Annotated in this window: 14 protein-coding genes; 8 read left to right on the forward strand and 6 right to left on the reverse strand. The window is 74.4% G+C overall.

Annotation, left to right across the window (positions count from 1 at the left end):
• The 3 genes from ACGFMM_RS32065 to katG all read left to right on the forward strand — a co-directional run.
• Nucleotides 1–1,102: DUF4139 domain-containing protein (locus ACGFMM_RS32065; RefSeq protein WP_393649994.1), on the forward strand; the 1,102-nt coding region annotated here is incomplete at its 5' end.
• A gap of 8 nt (nucleotides 1,103–1,110) precedes the next feature.
• Entirely contained in the window at nucleotides 1,111–2,691 is a 1,581-nt protein-coding gene (locus ACGFMM_RS32070; protein ID WP_393649995.1) for a DUF4139 domain-containing protein, read from the forward strand.
• A 167-nt stretch (nucleotides 2,692–2,858) separates the two neighbouring features.
• Nucleotides 2,859–5,051 carry a catalase/peroxidase HPI gene (gene katG, locus ACGFMM_RS32075; RefSeq protein WP_393649996.1) on the forward strand — a complete coding sequence of 731 codons (2,193 nt, stop codon included), beginning with the start codon at nucleotides 2,859–2,861 and terminating at the stop codon, nucleotides 5,049–5,051.
• A gap of 53 nt (nucleotides 5,052–5,104) precedes the next feature.
• Here katG and ACGFMM_RS32080 read toward each other — a convergent pair whose 3' ends face one another.
• From ACGFMM_RS32080 to tap, 3 genes are all read right to left on the reverse strand, one after another.
• Nucleotides 5,105–6,109: a Gfo/Idh/MocA family protein gene (locus ACGFMM_RS32080; protein ID WP_393649997.1), complete on the reverse strand. Its 1,005-nt coding sequence runs from the start codon at nucleotides 6,107–6,109 to the stop codon at nucleotides 5,105–5,107.
• Between the two features lie 69 nt (nucleotides 6,110–6,178).
• The gene (gene tpg / locus ACGFMM_RS32085; RefSeq protein WP_393649998.1) at nucleotides 6,179–6,733 is read right to left on the reverse strand and encodes a telomere-protecting terminal protein Tpg; all 555 of its coding nucleotides are present in this window, start codon (nucleotides 6,731–6,733) and stop codon (nucleotides 6,179–6,181) included.
• Nucleotides 6,734–6,748: 15 nt separating this feature from the next.
• A complete protein-coding gene (gene tap / locus ACGFMM_RS32090) occupies nucleotides 6,749–8,884 on the reverse strand; it encodes a telomere-associated protein Tap (RefSeq protein ID WP_393649999.1) in 2,136 nt (711 codons plus the stop codon).
• Nucleotides 8,885–9,074: 190 nt separating this feature from the next.
• Here tap and ACGFMM_RS32095 point away from each other — a divergent pair, with 190 nt between their 5' ends.
• The 3 genes from ACGFMM_RS32095 to ACGFMM_RS32105 are packed head-to-tail and all read left to right on the forward strand — an operon-like array spanning nucleotide 9,075 to nucleotide 10,417.
• Nucleotides 9,075–9,368: an ArsR/SmtB family transcription factor gene (locus ACGFMM_RS32095; RefSeq protein ID WP_393650000.1), complete on the forward strand. Its 294-nt coding sequence runs from the start codon at nucleotides 9,075–9,077 to the stop codon at nucleotides 9,366–9,368.
• Complete coding sequence (locus tag ACGFMM_RS32100; RefSeq protein WP_393650001.1) at nucleotides 9,365–9,751, forward strand: VOC family protein; 387 nt, start codon at nucleotides 9,365–9,367, stop codon at nucleotides 9,749–9,751. Before ACGFMM_RS32095 ends, ACGFMM_RS32100 begins: the two co-directional genes overlap by 4 nt.
• Before the next feature lie 30 nt (nucleotides 9,752–9,781).
• Nucleotides 9,782–10,417: a hypothetical protein gene (locus ACGFMM_RS32105; RefSeq protein WP_393650002.1), complete on the forward strand. Its 636-nt coding sequence runs from the start codon at nucleotides 9,782–9,784 to the stop codon at nucleotides 10,415–10,417.
• A gap of 16 nt (nucleotides 10,418–10,433) precedes the next feature.
• On the opposite strand, the gene ACGFMM_RS32110 is transcribed toward ACGFMM_RS32105, so the two are convergent.
• From ACGFMM_RS32110 to ACGFMM_RS32120, 3 genes are all read right to left on the reverse strand, one after another.
• Nucleotides 10,434–11,288, reverse strand: coding sequence for a maleylpyruvate isomerase N-terminal domain-containing protein (locus tag ACGFMM_RS32110; RefSeq protein WP_393650003.1), 855 nt, complete (start codon nucleotides 11,286–11,288; stop codon nucleotides 10,434–10,436).
• A 79-nt stretch (nucleotides 11,289–11,367) separates the two neighbouring features.
• Entirely contained in the window at nucleotides 11,368–12,249 is an 882-nt protein-coding gene (locus tag ACGFMM_RS32115; protein ID WP_393650004.1) for a diacylglycerol/lipid kinase family protein, read from the reverse strand.
• Nucleotides 12,250–12,311: 62 nt separating this feature from the next.
• Complete coding sequence (locus tag ACGFMM_RS32120; RefSeq protein WP_393650103.1) at nucleotides 12,312–13,907, reverse strand: FAD-binding oxidoreductase; 1,596 nt, start codon at nucleotides 13,905–13,907, stop codon at nucleotides 12,312–12,314.
• A gap of 138 nt (nucleotides 13,908–14,045) precedes the next feature.
• Between ACGFMM_RS32120 and ACGFMM_RS32125 the strand changes: the two genes are divergently transcribed.
• Together ACGFMM_RS32125 and ACGFMM_RS32130 are read left to right on the forward strand one after the other, a co-directional pair.
• Nucleotides 14,046–14,645: a TetR/AcrR family transcriptional regulator gene (locus ACGFMM_RS32125; RefSeq protein ID WP_393650005.1), complete on the forward strand. Its 600-nt coding sequence runs from the start codon at nucleotides 14,046–14,048 to the stop codon at nucleotides 14,643–14,645.
• A complete protein-coding gene (locus ACGFMM_RS32130) occupies nucleotides 14,642–16,207 on the forward strand; it encodes a glycerol-3-phosphate dehydrogenase/oxidase (protein ID WP_393650006.1) in 1,566 nt (521 codons plus the stop codon). Before ACGFMM_RS32125 ends, ACGFMM_RS32130 begins: the two co-directional genes overlap by 4 nt.
• Nucleotides 16,208–16,213: the final 6 nt, after the last annotated feature.

Genomic DNA, 16,213 nt, shown 5'->3' on the forward strand with positions numbered 1-16,213 from the left:
CCCGCCCCCGATGCCCACGCCTCCGCCCGCGTACGGCGCGCCGGCTCCGCTCCCGGTGCCCGGCGCCGCGTACGGCGGCCCGCCGCCGCCCGCCGCTCCCGCGGCCGCCGCTCCGCCCGCGACGCGCGGGCGTCCCGGAGGGGGCGGCAGGCCCGGCGCGCGGGCCAGGTCCGCCGCGCCCCCGGCCCCGCAGGCGCCCGGTGGCGCGCCCGCTCCGGGCATGGCCGCACCGCCCCCGCCGCCGGAGCCGGTCGTCGGCCCGCCGCGGCCGAGCGGCGCCGAACTCGACTACGCCGCCCTGGTCCTGGGCGGCGCCGACGAGCGCCCGGGCCGCCGCGGCCTGCTCTCCCCCGCCGCCCCCGCCGACCCGGTGGCCGAGGAGCACCGGCGGCGCGCCGAGTCGGTGGCCCGGCTCGCGCTGCCCGGACACGCGGTACGGCCGCGCCGGTCGGCGGGCTCGTTCGACCACCGTTTCGACGCCGCCGCCCGCGTCGACATCCCGTCGGACGGGGTCTGGCACACCGTCACCGTCGGCGAGATCCCGATCGGGCTGCGCACCGAGTACCTCTGCGTGCCGTCCGTGGAGCCGACCGTGTACGCGACGCTGGTGCTCTCCAACGCCACCGACCAGGCGCTGCTCGCCGGCCCGGTGGAGGTCTCCCTCGACGGCGACTTCCTGCTGACCGCCGCCCTGCCGACGCTGGCGCCCGGCGGCGTCCGCCGGGTGGGCCTCGGGCCCGCGGAGGGCATCCGCGTGACCCGTCGTACGCATGTGAACGAGTCGACCGCGGGACTGCGGAACAACGTCACCGTGCTCGACCACAAGGTCCATGTGGAGCTGGCCAACGGGCTCTCCCGGCCGGTCACGGTCGAGGTCCGCGAACGGGTGCCGGTCACCTCGGAACCCGATGTCCGCATCGAGGAACGCGCCGGCTGGACGGCGCCCGAGGAGGACGGCGCGGTGAAGCCCGAGCACCACGCCCCCGGCACCCGTCTGTGGCGGGTCGACCTGCCGGCCGGCGGCACCGCCGCGCTCGACGGCGGCTACGAGATCCGCATCCCGGCCGGCAAGGCCCTCGTCGGCGGCAACCGCAGGAGCTGAGGCACACCATGTCCGTCACCACACCCGCCGCCGCGGCGTCCGCGCCGCCGCTCGCCCTGCCGGTCACCGCCGTCACCTGCCTGGAGGACCGCGCCCACGTCGAGCGCAGCGTCACCCTCGGCCTGGAGGCCGGGGTGCAGCGGCTGCGGCTCGGTCCGGTCAGCGCCCTCGCCGTCGACCGCACCCTGCACGCCGAACTGACCGCCGAGCACCCGGCGTCGGTGCTCGACGCCCGCCTCGTGCGCACGTGGACGCCGCACGGCCCCCGGCCGTCCGACGACGACTCGGCGCTGCGCCACCGGGTCCACGCCCTGGAGGAGGAGCGGGAGACGCTCGACGGGCGGTGCGACCGGCTGCGCGGCCGGCTCGACCTGCTCGGCCGCATCGCCGCCGACCTGCTGCGGGAGATCGGCGAGTGCTCCGGCGCCGGGGAGACCGACCGGGACCGCTGGGCCCGGGAGCTGGACCGCGTGGACGGCGAACGCGAGGTGTACGGCGAGGAGCTGCGCGCCGCCGAGGGCCGTCAGGTCGCGCTGCGCGACGAGCTCGTGGACGCCCGGCGGGCGCTGGAGTCGGCCGAGGAGCGGCCCGCCGAGCTCGTCGCCTACCTCGAACTGACCGTGGAGGCGGCCGCGGCCGGGCCGGCCGGGCTGGTCGTCGGCCACCTCACCCCGTGCGCGCTGTGGCGGCCCGCGTACCGTGCCGTGCTCGACGGCGACTCGCTGACGCTGGAGACCGACGCGGTGGTCTGGCAGCGCACCGGCGAGGACTGGTCGGACGTACGGCTGACGCTGTCGACGGCCCGGTCGGCGCTGGCGTCCGATCCGCCACGGCTCGGCGAGGACCGGCTGACGCTGAAGGACCGCACGGCGGAGGAGCGCCGGACGGTCGACGTCGAACTGCGCGAGGAGGAGATCGGAGACCTGGGCCCCGCCCCGGTGGAGGGCCTGCCGGGCGTGGACGACGGCGGCGAGACGCGGGTCCTCGTGGCTCCCGCGCCGGTCTCGGTGCCGTCGGACGGCCGCGCCCACCGCGTGCCGCTGTCGGCGTTCACGACCGCCGCGAGCAGCGAGTACGCCTGCTCGCCGGAGCTGTCGCCGCTGGTCACGCGGGTGGTGCGGTGCGACAACCGGTCCGGGCACGCGCTGCTCGCCGGTCCGGTGGACCTGGTCCGCGACAGCGGCTACGCCGGCCGCGGCACGCTGGACTTCACGGCTCCCGGCGCGCCCATGGAGCTGGCCTTCGGCAGCTGCGACGACCACCGGGTCGTACGGGAGACCGAGGAGTCCCGGGACACCGGCGGCATCATGCAGCGCACGGTGGTCACGCGGACGGTCACCCTTCGCCTGTCCCGGTTCTCGGCCCCCGGCGAGCAGGGCGAGCGGACGGTCGTGGTCCGCGAGCGGATCCCCGTCTCCGAAGTGTCGGCGGTGGAGGTGCGGCTGCGCAAGGAGGGCTGCTCGCCGGCGCCGGACGCGGTCGACGCGGAGGGGATCGTCCGCTGGGACGTGCCCCTGGCGCCCGGCGGCCGCCGTACGGTCACGCTCTCGTACGAGCTGTCGGCGAGCGCCAAGGTCGCCGGTCTCTGAGCGGGCCGACGGAGTCCGGCGGTCCGCCGCCGGACTCCGTCGTCTTCGCCCCGCGTGTTCTCAATGCGGTCCGCGCTGCCCTGCGCCACGATACGAAGCGGACAAAGCAGGCAATGTCCAGCACGGCAGCCGCCGCAGAGAGCACCGAGACAGGAAGAAGGTCGGACGTGTCCGGCAGCGACAGCGAGAACCCGGCAATCCCCTCCCCCAGCCTCCCCACGGGAACGCGCCCCATGACGAACCGGGACTGGTGGCCGAACCAACTGGACCTCCAGGTCCTCCATCAGTACTCGCCCCACGCGGATCCGATGGACGAGGACTTCGACTACGCGGCGGAGTTCGCGACCCTCGACGTCGACGCGCTGAAGCGGGACGTCACAGACGTCATGACGGCCTCCCAGGAGTGGTGGCCCGCGGACTACGGCCACTACGGGCCGCTGTTCATCCGGATGAGCTGGCACGCGGCGGGCACGTACCGCATCGCCGACGGCCGGGGCGGCGGCGGCAGCGGCGCGCAGCGCTTCGCCCCGCTGAACAGCTGGCCGGACAACGCGAGCCTGGACAAGGCGCGGCGGCTGTTGTGGCCGGTGAAGCAGAAGTACGGCCGGAAGATCTCCTGGGCGGACCTGCTGGTCCTCGCCGGCAACGTCGCGATGGAGTCGATGGGGTTCAAGACCTTCGGCTTCGGTTTCGGCCGTGAGGACATCTGGGAGCCGGAGGAGATCTTCTGGGGGCCCGAGGACACCTGGCTGGGCGACGAGCGCTACGCCGGGGACCGTGAGCTGCAAGGTCCGTTCGGGGCCGTGCAGATGGGTCTGATCTACGTCAACCCGGAGGGGCCCAACGGCAACGCGGACCCGATCTCGGCGGCGCGGGACATCCGCGAGACGTTCGGCCGGATGGCGATGAACGACGAGGAGACCGTGGCGCTGATCATCGGCGGCCACACGTTCGGCAAGTGCCACGGCGCGGCGGACCCGGAAGCCATCGGCCCGGAGCCGGAGGCCGCGCCGATCGAGCAGCAGGGCATCGGCTGGCACAACCCGCACGGCAGCGGCGTCGGCGCCGACGCGCTGACCAGCGGTCTTGAGGGCGCCTGGACGAACGAGCCGACGAAGTGGGACAACGGCTATCTCGACAACCTGTTCCGCTACGACTGGGAGCTGACGACGAGCCCGGCGGGGGCGAAGCAGTGGACGCCGACCGACCCGGCGGCCCAGGGCACCGTCCCCGACGCGCACGACCCGTCGAAGCGGCACGCCCCGATGATGCTGACGACGGACCTGTCGCTGAAGCTGGACCCGGTGTACGCGCCGATCGCGAAGCGCTTCCACGAGCACCCGGAGGAGCTGGCGACGGCGTTCGCCAAGGCCTGGTACAAGCTGCTGCACCGCGACATGGGCCCGCTGTCGCGCTACCTCGGCCCGTGGGTGGCGGAACCGCAGCTGTGGCAGGACCCGGTGCCCGCGGTCGCCCACCCGCTGGTCTCGGACGCGGACGTCGCGGCGCTCAAGGAGACGGTCCTCGGCTCCGGGCTGTCCCTGTCCCAGCTGGCCACCACCGCGTGGGCGGCGGCGGCGAGTTTCCGCGGCACCGACAAGCGCGGCGGGGCCAACGGAGCCCGGCTGCGGCTGTCGCCGCAGAAGGACTGGGAGGTCAACGACCTGCCCGAGGTGGCCGGCACGGTGGCGGCGCTGGAGGGGATCCGGCAGGACTTCAACCGGGCGCACGACGGCGGCGCGCAGATCTCGCTCGCCGACCTGATCGTCCTGGGCGGCTGTGCGGCGGTGGAGCAGGCCGCGAAGAACGCCGGGGTCGCCGTCACGGTGCCGTTCGCGCCGGGACGCACGGACGCCTCGCAGGAGCAGACGGACGTGGAGTCGTTCGGCGTCCTGGAGCCGCGGGCGGACGGGTTCCGCAACTATCTGCGGGCGAACGAGAAGCTGTCGCCGGAGACCCTGCTGCTCGACCGCGCCAACCTGCTGACGCTGTCGGCACCGGAGATGACGGCACTGATCGGCGGCATGCGCGCCCTGGACACCGGCTTCAAGGGCTCCCGGCACGGCGTGTTCACGGAGCGGCCCGGGTCGCTGACGAACGACTTCTTCGTCAACCTGCTCGACATGAGCACGGACTGGAAGACGTCGGTGGACGACGAGAACGTCTACGAGGGCCGGGACCGCGCCACGGGCGACGTCAAGTGGACGGCCACTCCGGTGGACCTCGTGTTCGGCTCGCACTCCCAACTGCGCGCGCTGGCGGAGGTGTACGCGTCGCAGGACGGGGGCGAGAAGTTCGTCCGGGACTTCGTCGCCGCGTGGGACAAGGTCATGAACCTGGACCGGTTCGACCTGCGCTGAGGCATGGCGGGGCACTGCCGGGGCTGCGGCCCCGGGAGCGCCCCGCTCCCGGGTCAGGCGGGCGTCGCGGCCGGTGCGTCGACGGGGTAGCGGACGCCGATGCGCTCGCGTACGGCGTCGAGGGTGCGCATGACGGCAAGGGTGCCGTCCAGCGGGACCAGCGGCGACTCTGTCTCACCGGCCCGCAGGCAGCGCATCACCTCGGCGGCCTCGTGCTGGAGGCTGTCGCGGCGGCCGGGAACCGTGAACTCCTCGGGCTCCCGCCCCGGGCGGTGCAGGACGAAACCCTCCGGGTAGAAGAAGCCGCGCGGGAACTCGATGCGGCCGGCGGTGCCGGACACCGACGCCGTCAGGGGCGTGTCCGCGGTGATCGAGCAGGACAGCTGCGCGGTCGCACCGGAGTCCCAGCCGAGCAGCACGCCCGTGTTGAGGTCCACGCCCTCCGGCGACAGCAGCGCGTCCGCCTGGACGCGGTCGGGCTCGCCGAGCAGGAGCTGCGCGAACGAGACGGGGTAGACGCCCAGGTCGAGCAGCGCTCCGCCGCCGAGGGCGGGGTCGCGCAGCCGGTGGGTCGGGTCGAACGGCCCCATGAGCCCGAAGTCCGCGTGCACGGACCGGATCTCGCCGACGGCCCCGTCGGCGACGAGTTCGGTGAGGCGGCGGATGACGGGGCTGCAGTACATCCACATGGCCTCCATCAGGAACAGTCCGCGCGCACGAGCGAGTTCCACCAGCTCCCCGGCCTCGCGGGCGTTGAGCGTGAACGCCTTCTCGCACAGGACCGGCTTCCCGGCCTCCAGGCACAGCCCGGCGGCCGCGCGGTGCGCGGAGTGCGGGGTGGCCACGTAGACCACGTCGACGTCCGGATCGGCGGCGAAGGAGGCCCAGTCGCCGTACGCGCGCGGGATGCCGAACCGGTCGGCGAACTCCCGGGCCGAGGCGGTGCTGCGCGATGCCACGGCCGTCACCTCGGCGTCCGGCAGCTGCAGCAGGTCGGTGGTGAACGAGGCCGCGATCCCTCCGGTCGCGAGTATCCCCCAGCGCACGGTCCTGCTCATGACCACTCCTCAGATCGAAGGTCGTTCCCACTCGACGCCGGCGACCGGCACGGCGGCAGACGGCTCGCCCTACAGGTCGAACTCGACGTGTTCCAGGTCGGTGTACTCCACCGTCAGACCGTGCGCGCGGCGGCCGCTGTCGCGGAAGTAGACCTCGCCCAGCCCCTCGGCCGTGATCTCCCGCAACTCCCGTTCGCTCGCGCCCTGTTCCTGCGCCTCGAAGAGGCGGGCGGCATAGCGGGGCGGGAGGGCGACGGTGAGATGGCGCAGGCGGGCGTCGTCCGTGGTGCCGGGAGCGGCGGTGTAGCCGAAGCGGGCGCGGGTGTCGATCATGATGCCGTCGGTGGTCGTGGCGGACTTCCTCGCCTTCGCCCGCACCTGCGGCTGCCACCGCCTGCGCACTTCCCGTTCCATCGCGGCGGCCAACTGCGGCCGGGGCCTGCGGATCTCGTCCTTCACGTAGCGCTCGACGGTCCGCTGACTGATGCCGAGCAGCGCGGCGACGGCGCGGGTGCCCTTGAGCTGCCTGACCAGGTACCGCATCTGCGCGCCCGCGCTCTTCGGGATCGGGCGCGTGAACGTCCGCTCCAGGGCCTGGTCGAGGCCTTCGCCGAAGGACACCATCTCCGCGGCTCTCCCCTACTGTCCGTCGTCGTGGGCCGTGACCTCGCCGGTCTTGATGTGGCGGGCGAGGTTGAGTTCCGGCGCGTCCAGCTGCTCGCGGACGCCCTCCGCCCACAGCACGGTCTGGCTGCCCTCGTGCTTGACCATGCCGGGCGAGACCCCGATCCGGAACGAGCCGGGCACGGTCCTGCCGTCGGGCCCGTACGGCAGCACGTCCAGGACGCCCGGCCCGTCGGCCGCGTACACGGCGCAGTCGGACAGGATCGCAACAGGGTAGCGGCCGGTCGCCGCCGCGAGCGCGACGATCTTGCGGTGCATGCCGACGCGGGCGCGGGAGATGACCGTGGCGCGGATGTCCGGCCGCCAGGTCGGGCGCAGCAGGGCGGGCCACGGCCGGCCAGGCCGCCAGCCGCCGCCGCGCGGGCGTTCACGCAGCTTGCCGATGCCGCCCTTCACGGTGGCCTTGATCGCCGAGAGCACGACCGCGAGTTCGGGGTCCTGCTGCCTGGCGGCGGCCATCGCCTCCAGGAGCCGGTCGGGCGTCAGGTCGTCGGTCACGCCCAGCTCGGCCATCGTCGTCACATACGCGTCGCGCAGGCGCTTGTACCAGGGGTCCAGGTACCGGCCGGACTCCGGGCGCACCCAGGCCTCGGTCGGCGCGACGTCGTAGCCGAGCTCCTGCGCGTACGCGACGGTCGGGGTGGCGTACCAGGCCGGGCCGTCGGGGCGTTCGCCGGTCGGAGTGAACGGGCTCGGCAGCAGGCCCGGGTCCAACTGCGCCCATTCCTTGCCCGCCTTCACCCGGGACAGGTCGACGTGGGACAGGTCGACCAGCCACGAGCCCGGCGTCTTCGGGTCGAAGACCGGGGCGGCGACGTGGACGGGGGGCTGGGCCAGGCCGACGAGCGCGCCGTTCGCCGCCGCGGCGAAGGCCATGTTGACGTCGATGCCGACGACATGGCTGCGCATGCACTCGTCGTCCGTGAGCGGGCGGGCCCAGTCGTACGCCTCCTCGAAGAGCATCTCCGCCGGGCCGCGCTGGTGGAAGCGCGGCAGGTCGGCGAGGAGGGGGTGGCCGTCCGGGGCCTCGCAGGGCGCGCAGTCGACCGGCTCCTTGCCGAGGCTGCCGGGGTTGTGCTCGCTGTGCCGGACCCCGCGGGCGTCGGGGGCGGAGGCGCGGGTCGGCGGGCGCAGGGCGGTCATCAGCTCCAGGCCGGTGACCGCCGTGGAGCCGCGCGGGGTCGTCACGCGCGTCGCGTACGTGCCGAGGAGGCGCGCCAGTTCGGCTGCCGGGAGGCCGGCGGTGTCCCCCCAGTGGCGGGCGTCGAGGGCGTGCCAGCCCGGTACGCACAGCTGGACGCACTGGCGTCGGCCGCCCTGCGCGGGGCGGTAGATGCGCGCCCACGGGCCCAGTCCGCGCTGGGTGAGCCGCCATCCGGCCTGCTCCACGGCCCGGGCGGCCGGGTGGTCCTCGGGCAGCCGCCCGGCGCGCCGCTCCTCGTCGGAGAGGTGCGCGGGCAGGCCGTAGCGCTCGCGCGCGGCTTCGGTGAGGACGAGGAGCGGGTCGGCGTCCCGGCCCGCGCCGTCCAGGCGCGGAGCGCCGAGCCGGGCCTCGGCGAGGGTCCACTCGACGAGGCCGGGCAGGGTCGTGGCGGGCACGTCGAGGACGAGACCGCCGACGCAGTACCCGACGAAGCTGCCGTCGTCGTCCGCGGCGACGACGGCGAGGGGGCCGTTGGCGAAGCGCGCGTCGGGAGCGTTCGCCTCGGAGCGGGCCGGCGCGGTCGTCCGCGCGCCGGTACGGGGCGCCGCCGCGTCGGGGCGCCGGGGCCCAGGGGCGGTGGGCTGCGGGGCGGCGGGCGGCACGGTGGGGTTCTCGTGCGGCGCCTGCGCCGGGTAGCGGCTCGCCAGGCCGTCGAGGAGTCTGCGGTACGCCTCCAGGCGCTCGCCGCGCGGCTCGGCGCGGCCGCCCTCCCAGGCCTCGATGCTCGGCACGCGGACACCGAGGGCCTGCGCGACGGCCGCCCGGGTCAGACCGGCCGCCTCGCGGAGCCGGACGCGCTCGGGCGGCACGGGCAGGACGCTGCCGTCGTCGACGGCGGCCAGCAGGGCGTCGACGGCGGCGAAGGGCTCCGGCGGCTGGTTGCTCACGATGCTCTCTTTCTACCGGACGCCCTGGCGGATCCTTGAGGCGCGTCACCGGGCGCCGACGGCGCCGCGCGGCCTTCCGGGGACCTCGATCACGACGTGATCACCCTACTCCAGCCGGTCGCGCGGGCGGCGGGACGCCGGTGTCCCGCTCCGGTTGTCATGCAAGTCGTTACTTGCCTATCGTGGGGTCGTGACGGACGATGTCTTCAAGGCCCTGGCCGACCCCACCCGGCGGACCATCCTCGATGAGCTGGCGGAGCGGGACGGGCAGTCCCTGTTCGAGATATGCGTGCGGCTGACGAACCGGCACGGCATCGGACTGTCCCGGCAGGCGATCAGCCAGCATCTCGCCGTGCTCGAGACCGCGGGCCTGGTCCGGACGCGGCGGGAGGGCCGCTACAAGTTCCACGACCTCAACACCGAACCGCTCGAGCGCATCGTCACGCGATGGCTCGAGCCCCGAGCTCCGGAGAACACCCCATGAAGATCAACCTGGCCAGCGTCTTCGTCGACGACCAGGACAAGGCCCTGCGCTTCTACACCGAGGTCCTCGGCTTCGTGAAGAAGCACGAGGTGCCGATGGGCGAGCACAAGTGGGTGACCGTGGTCTCGCCCGAGGAGCCGAACGGCACCGAACTGGTCCTGGAGCCCGACGTCCACCCGGTGGTGAAGCCGTACCAGACGGGCCTGGTCGCGGACGGCATCCCGCACACGTCCTTCGCGGTGGAGGACGTGCACGCCGAGTTCAAGCGGATGCGCGACCTCGGCGTGGTGTTCACCCAGGAGCCGCTGGACCTCGGCCCGGTGATCACCGCGATCCTCGACGACACCTGCGGCAACCTGATCCAGATCGCGCAGTACAAGTAGCCCCGGACGACTGAGAGGGGGGCTCAGGGCGTGGGGACCGACATCCGGGGCTTCGTGGAGTGCCGCACCTGGGGCCCGGGCCTCGGTCACGACGAGACCGCTTGGCAAGCGGCGATCGAGCTGTCCATGCTCGGGATGACGCGGGACTACGACGGCTTCGGCTGCCTTTTCGGCGTACGGGACTTCGGCGGCCGCTGGCGGCCGGTCGCCGCCGGCCGGGGTCTGCCCGACGACGTGTCGCGGACCGCTCGCGACGAGCACGCCTCCTGGGGCGAGGCGGCGTTCGCGGCCTCCTGGCTGGGCTGGGACGAGGTCCTCGCCATGGACTGGGACGAGCCCGCGATCCCCCGGTCGACCTGCATCGCCCGGTACCGGCGCCGACCGGACGGGGACCTGGAGCTCCAGCACCGGCACGACTGGAGCCGGGGGTTCGCCCGGGTCAGCGGGGTCGACACGCTGACCGTCGACCCCGACCGCATCGCCGAACTGTGGGCCGAGGGCACGGAATGGGACGCCGGCACGACCGTCTTCCGCGCCGAGCGCGAACGGCGTCGCGACGCCGTCCCCGCCGACGGACCGTGGGAACCGGTGTGGACCGTCATGCGCGCCCTCGCCGGCGTGCACGGCGAGCGCAACGTCCGGCTCGTCGTGTGGTTCGAGGAGTGACGTCAGGGAATCGGCGTCAGGGAGTCGCGACGAGGCGACTCAGCTGGGACGCCAGCCACGGCCTGCGGCCCCCGGCGCGCATCCGGCCGGCGACGATCACCTTCCAGAGCGGGACGCGGCGGAAGGAGACCAGCAGGAACGCGGTCGGCTCGGCCGTGATCCGGCAGTCGTAGCGGCGCGGCGGGGCGTCGCGCGTGACCGTCGCCGTCCCGTCGTCGACGACGACCGCCAGCCGCGGACCGCCCTTGACCGCCAGGTCGAACGAGATGCGGACGCCGCGCGCCCGCTCGCGGTTCAGAGCCAGCGGCATCATCGTCGGCATCGACTGCCCGATCACCAGGCGCGCCTCGTCGGGGTCGACCTGCCAGGGGCGCCGGGCGCCGCGCGCGATGTCCAGGCCGTGGACCAGGCATTCGCCGAGCAGGGTCCCGGTCGCCGCGGCCAGCGGCACGGTCACCCCCGGGCCCAGCCACGGGGCGGGGACGGGGGTGTCCGGCGCGAGGCCCTTCGTCGCCCGCAGGAACGCCTCGCCGCGCTCGGCGACGATCTCGCCCAGGCGGGCGCGCTCGGCGGCGCCAACGAGGCTGACGGACAGCGCGTTCACGGCCGCGACCCGCTCGCCGAGCGGCCGGTCGCCCGGCGGCACGACGACCTCCCAGTCCATGGACTCACCGGTGAAGGCGGCGCCGTACGCGAGGTATCCGGCCGCGAGGTGCGCGCCGACGTCCCCGACCGTCCAGTCGGGGACGCCGGCGGCCGCGTCCAGGTCGGGGACCTCGCCCAGCATGCGGGCCAGCCGCTGCAGCGCGGCGCTCAGCACGCCGCGGGTCCGCTCGTGCTCGGTGACGGGATCGAACGTCGTGGTGCCCATGCCACTCCCCCATGCCGTGGACGGGCCCGAACCCTACCGTCGGGTAAGGACCTTGCGGTAGCCCTTCCGCGTCACGGCCTCAGGCCAGGACGTTCAGCGCTCCCGGCTGGACCCGTACGGTCACCGGCAGGGTGGCGTCGACCTCGCCGTCCGCGCCGTACGGCACCGGGCGGTCGGCCTCGATGCGGATCTCCTTGCCGCGCAGCACCTCGACCTGAGGGCGCTTCAGGTGGTCGCCGGTCTTCAGCTCGTTCATCGTGGCGAAGAAGAGCCGCTTGGGCGCGTCGCCGATGACGACGACGTCCAGGATGCCGTCGTCGAGGAGGGCGCCGGGGGCGATGTTGCGGCCGAAGCCGTAGTAGCCGGAGTTGGCGGCCACCACCGTGTAGCCGCTGCGCTTGTGCTCGACGCCGTCGACGGTGATGGTGTACGCGGCCGGCCGCCAGCCCAGGACCGCCCGGAGGCCGCCCGCGTAGTACGAGGCGGCGCCCCGCAGCAGGCGGGACTGGTTGGCGTGGCGGTTGGCGACCGCGTCGACGCCCGCGTACACGCTGCCGAGGACGGAGATCCGGGGGTGCACCGCGGACTCCACCTCGATGGTGTCGACGGCGCGCGGCTCTGCTTCGAGCAGCACCTTCGCGAGCGCGGGGGCGTCGGTGGGCAGTCCGAGGGCGCGGGCGAAGTCGTTGCCGCGCCCGGCGGGGACGAGCCCGAACACCGTGTCCGTGCCGCTCAGTGCGCCGCCGATGCAGCCCGCCATCCCGTCGCCGCCGACGGCGAGCACGACGTGCCCCTGTTCGCCCGCCCGGTGGGCGAGTTCCTGTGCGTGCTCCAGGCTCCGGCTGTACACGGTGTCGAGCCGGGCGCCGGCCTCGCGCAGCAGCCGGGCCAGCGGGAGCAGGCCCGCCGCCCCGCTGGAACCCCCTGCGGTGGGGTTGACGACGGCGGTGAACTGTCGCATGGATCAGGCCTCCGGACGGGCAGAAAGGAGTGGACGGGCGGGCAGGAGGAGACGGGTCGCGGTCAGCGGACCGGGATCAGCACGCCGGGGCTGAGCACGCCCGACGGGTCGATCTCGGCCTTGACGGCCTGGAGCATACGGATGCCCAGCGGGCCGATCTCCTCGGCGTACCAGTCGCGGTGGTCGGTGCCCACGCCGTGGTGGTGGCTGATGGTGCCGCCGGCCGCCAGGATCGCGTCGTTGGCGGCGGCCTTGACCGGCGCCCAGTGGGCGACCGCGTCCTCGCCCTGCGCGGAGACGACGGTGAAGTACAGCGAGGCGCCGTTCTCGTACGTGTGCGAGATGTGGCACATGACGAGCGGCGGGGTGCCCGCCTCGTTGAGCTTGGTGGTCAGCGCCTCGCGGACTCCCGCGTACAGGCCCGGGAGCGCAGACCAGAAGGCGGCGGTCTCCAGCGTCTCGGCGAACGCGCCGGCGTCGAGCAGCGCGTCGCGCAGGTACGGGGCGTTGTAGCGGCCGTGCTCCCACTTGTCGCCGGGCTCTTCGCCGAGGTACTCGCCGCCGCAGGCGAGCAGGATCTCGCGGGCGGCGGCGCGGCGGGCGGCGGTCTCCGCCTCGGTGCCCTCGTAGCCGGTGATCGCCATGCAGCCGGACGCCTGCGGGGCGTCGCCTCCGCCGATGGCGTCGGGCTGGGCGAGGCCGATGAAGGTCTCGGTCTCGTCGGACAGGCGCAGCACGGTGGGCCGCGGGCCGTCCTGGGCGAGGGTGCGCAGCGCGGCGGCGCCGGCCTCGAAGTCGGCGAAGCGCCAGCCCTCGTAGACCCGCTTCTGCGGCAGGGGGCGGATGCGCACGGTCACGGCCGTGATGACGCCGAGCGCGCCCTCGGAACCGAGGATCAGCTGGCGCAGGTCGGGTCCGGCGGCGGAGCGGGGCACGCGGCCGGTCTCGAGGGTGCCTTCGGGGGTGGCGACGGTGAGCGCGAGGACCATCTCGTCGAAGCGGCCGTAGCCGGCGGAGGCCTGGCCGCTGGAGCGGGCCGCGGCGAAGCCGCCGACGGTCGCCCACTCGAAGGACTGCGGGAAGTGGCCGAGCGTCCAGCCCTGGGCGTTGAGCAGGGCCTCGCACTGCGGGCCGCGCAGGCCCGGCTGGAGGGTGGCCGTGCGGGAGACCTCGTCGACGGCGAGCAGCTGGTCGAGGCGGCGCAGGTCGAGCGCGACGAACGGCCGCTTCGTCTCGGGGCGGAGCCCGCCGACGACGGAGGTGCCGCCGCCGAACGGCACGGCGGACAGGCCGTGGGCGGCGCAGGCGCGCAGGACGGCCAGGACCTCGTCGTGGCTGCCGGGCAGCAGGACGGCGGCGGGGAGGTCCTCGACCTCGCCGGCGCGGATGCGCAGCAGGTCGGGGGTGGACTTGCCGCGGGTGTGCCGGATGCGGCTCTCGGCGTCGTCGCGGAAGCCGTCCTCGGCGGCGAGCGCGGTGCGCAGCGCCTCACGGGCCTCGTCGGTCAGCGCCGGGGCGGGGACCTCGATGTCGTCGAGGGTCGCCGGGCCGGTCTCGCGGGGGGTGACGCCCAGCAGGTCGCGCAGCAGTCCGGTCACCGCGTCGGGCAGCGGGGCCGCCTTGGCCGGGTCGCCCCAGCCGCTCCACAACATGTCCACTTCGAACGTCCTCACGGTCTTGTTCACGGTCTGTTTCGCAGGTCTTCCGCGATTTCTCACGGATTTTCGCGGTTTTGTGGCGGTCTGTTTCACCGACGGCGCTGCCGTTCGACCCGCTCTGCCATTACACTGTGACAGATGACGCCCATTCGTCACAACCACTCGGACGCAGATCCCGTGCTCGACGCCGCACGCGACTGCGTGCTCGCCGTCGGCGTACGGCGCACGACCCTGACCGACATCGCCCGCCGGGCGGGCGTCTCCCGGATGACCATCTACCGGCGCTGGCCCGACGTGCGGAGCCTCGTCGGCGATCTGATGACCCGTGAATGGGTCGCGGTCGCCGAGGGCGCGATGCCGCCGGCCGACGACACCGGGCCGGTGCGGCAGCGGATCGTGGACGGGCTCGTCGCCGGAGCGGCCGCCTTCCGGGCCCACCCGCTGTTCCACAAGATCCTCGACGTGGACCCCGAACTGCTGCTCCCGTACGTCCTCGACCGCCGCGGCGCCAGCCAGGAGGCCCTGCTCGCGATCCTCGCCGCGGGGATCGACGAGGGGCACGAGGACGGGTCCGTACGCCTCGGGAACACGGACCTGCAGGCCCGGTCGCTGCTGCTGGTCGTCCAGTCCTTCACGCTCTCGCTGCGCACCATGACCGACGAGACCGATCCCGAACTGAACGAAGCCGCCTTCCTCGGCGAGCTGCGCATCCTGCTGGAGAGGACCCTCACCCCATGACCCCCACGAGCAGCCCCGCCCTGACCGGCTCCTCCCTCGACGCCGAGCGCCGCGCCCGCGAACTCGCCGAGCTCGCCGACGGCGCCGAGGTCGACGTCCTGGTCGTCGGCCTCGGCGCGACCGGCGCCGGCGCCGCGCTCGACGCGGCCACCCGCGGGCTCCGCGTCGCCGCGATCGACGCCCACGACCTCGCGTTCGGCACCTCCCGCTGGAGCTCCAAGCTGATCCACGGCGGTCTGCGCTACCTGGCGGTGGGGCAGCTCGACGTCGCGCACGAGAGCGCCGTCGAACGCGGTGTCCTCATGGAGCGCACCGCGCCCCACCTGGTCCGCGCCCAGCCGTTCGTTCTCCCCCTCACCCCGCTCGTCAGCCGCGCCCAGGCCACGCTGGCCCGCGCCGGCTTCCTGGCGGGCGACGTGCTGCGGGCCGCCGCCCGCACCTCTCGCTCCACCCTGCCCGCCCCGCGCACCCTGTCCGCGGTCGAGACCCGTCACCTCGCCCCGGCGCTGCGCTCCACCGGGCTGCGCGGCGGCCTGCTCTCCTGGGACGGCCAGCTCACCGACGACGCACGCCTGGTCACCGCGATCGCCCGCACGGCCGCTGCCCACGGCGCGCGCATCCTGACCCGCGTCCGCGCCCTCGAACTCGGCGGCGACGGGGCGCTGGTGCGCGACGAGACCACCGGCGAGGAACTGCGCATCCGGGCCCGCACGATCGTCAACGCGGCCGGCGTGTGGGCGGGCGGCCTCGTCGACGACGTCCGTCTGCGACCCTCACGCGGCACGCACCTCGTCCTGCGCTCCGAGGACCTCGGCCGGCTCTCCGCCGGTCTGCACATCCCGATCCCCGGCGAGACCAACCGTTTTGTCCTCGTCCTGCCGCAGGGCGACGGCCGGGTGTACGTGGGTCTCACCGACGAGCCCGTCGACGGGGACATCCCGGACGTGCCGGAGGTCCCAGAGACCGACATCGGCTTCCTGCTCGACGTGCTGGGCTCCGCCCTCGACGTCACCCTGCAGCGCAGCGACGTGGTCGGCGCCTTCGCGGGCCTGCGTCCGCTGCTCGACACGCAGAACTCGGACGGGAGCACCGCCGACATCTCGCGCAAGCACGCCGTGCTGACCTCGCCCGACGCGGTCGTGACCGTGGTGGGCGGCAAGCTCACCACGTACCGGCGGATGGCGCAGGACGCCGTCGACGCCGCCGTGGCGGCGCGCGGCCTGGCCGCCGGTCCGTGCCGTACCGCGTCCGTGCCGCTCGTCGGCGCCGACCACCCCCGCCGGCTCGCACAGCTCGACGTGCCCGCCCGGCTCGTCCGCCGCTACGGCACGGAGGCGACGGCGGTGCACGCGCTCGGCGTGGCGGACCCTGAGCTCGCGCGTCCCGTCGTCCCCGGCCACCCCGTCACCGGGGCCGAACTGCTGTGGGCGGTCCGGCACGAGGGCGCGCTCGACGAGGGCGACGTCCTGGACCGCCGTACCCGCATCGGCCTCGTCCCGGAGGACCGCGGCGTCGCCGAGGCGGCGGCGCGGGAGGCGCTCGCCCGGGCGGCGACCGTCTGAGGCCCT

Origin of the sequence: Streptomyces sp. NPDC048604 (assembly GCF_043199435.1) — a bacterium.
Classification (GTDB): domain Bacteria; phylum Actinomycetota; class Actinomycetes; order Streptomycetales; family Streptomycetaceae; genus Streptomyces.

What these genes read in the sequence shown, in the direction of transcription:
- ACGFMM_RS32125 (WP_393650005.1), top strand. Translation starts at nt 14,046, where the DNA reads ATGACGCCCATTCGTCACAACCACTCGGACGCAGATCCCGTGCTCGAC.
- ACGFMM_RS32070 (WP_393649995.1), top strand. Translation starts at nt 1,111, where the DNA reads ATGTCCGTCACCACACCCGCCGCCGCGGCGTCCGCGCCGCCGCTCGCC.
- ACGFMM_RS32130 (WP_393650006.1), top strand. Translation starts at nt 14,642, where the DNA reads ATGACCCCCACGAGCAGCCCCGCCCTGACCGGCTCCTCCCTCGACGCC.
- ACGFMM_RS32100 (WP_393650001.1), top strand. Translation starts at nt 9,365, where the DNA reads ATGAAGATCAACCTGGCCAGCGTCTTCGTCGACGACCAGGACAAGGCC.
- ACGFMM_RS32115 (WP_393650004.1), bottom strand. Translation starts at nt 12,249, where the DNA reads ATGCGACAGTTCACCGCCGTCGTCAACCCCACCGCAGGGGGTTCCAGC.
- tpg (WP_393649998.1), bottom strand. Translation starts at nt 6,733, where the DNA reads ATGGTGTCCTTCGGCGAAGGCCTCGACCAGGCCCTGGAGCGGACGTTC.
- ACGFMM_RS32080 (WP_393649997.1), bottom strand. Translation starts at nt 6,109, where the DNA reads ATGAGCAGGACCGTGCGCTGGGGGATACTCGCGACCGGAGGGATCGCG.
- ACGFMM_RS32110 (WP_393650003.1), bottom strand. Translation starts at nt 11,288, where the DNA reads ATGGGCACCACGACGTTCGATCCCGTCACCGAGCACGAGCGGACCCGC.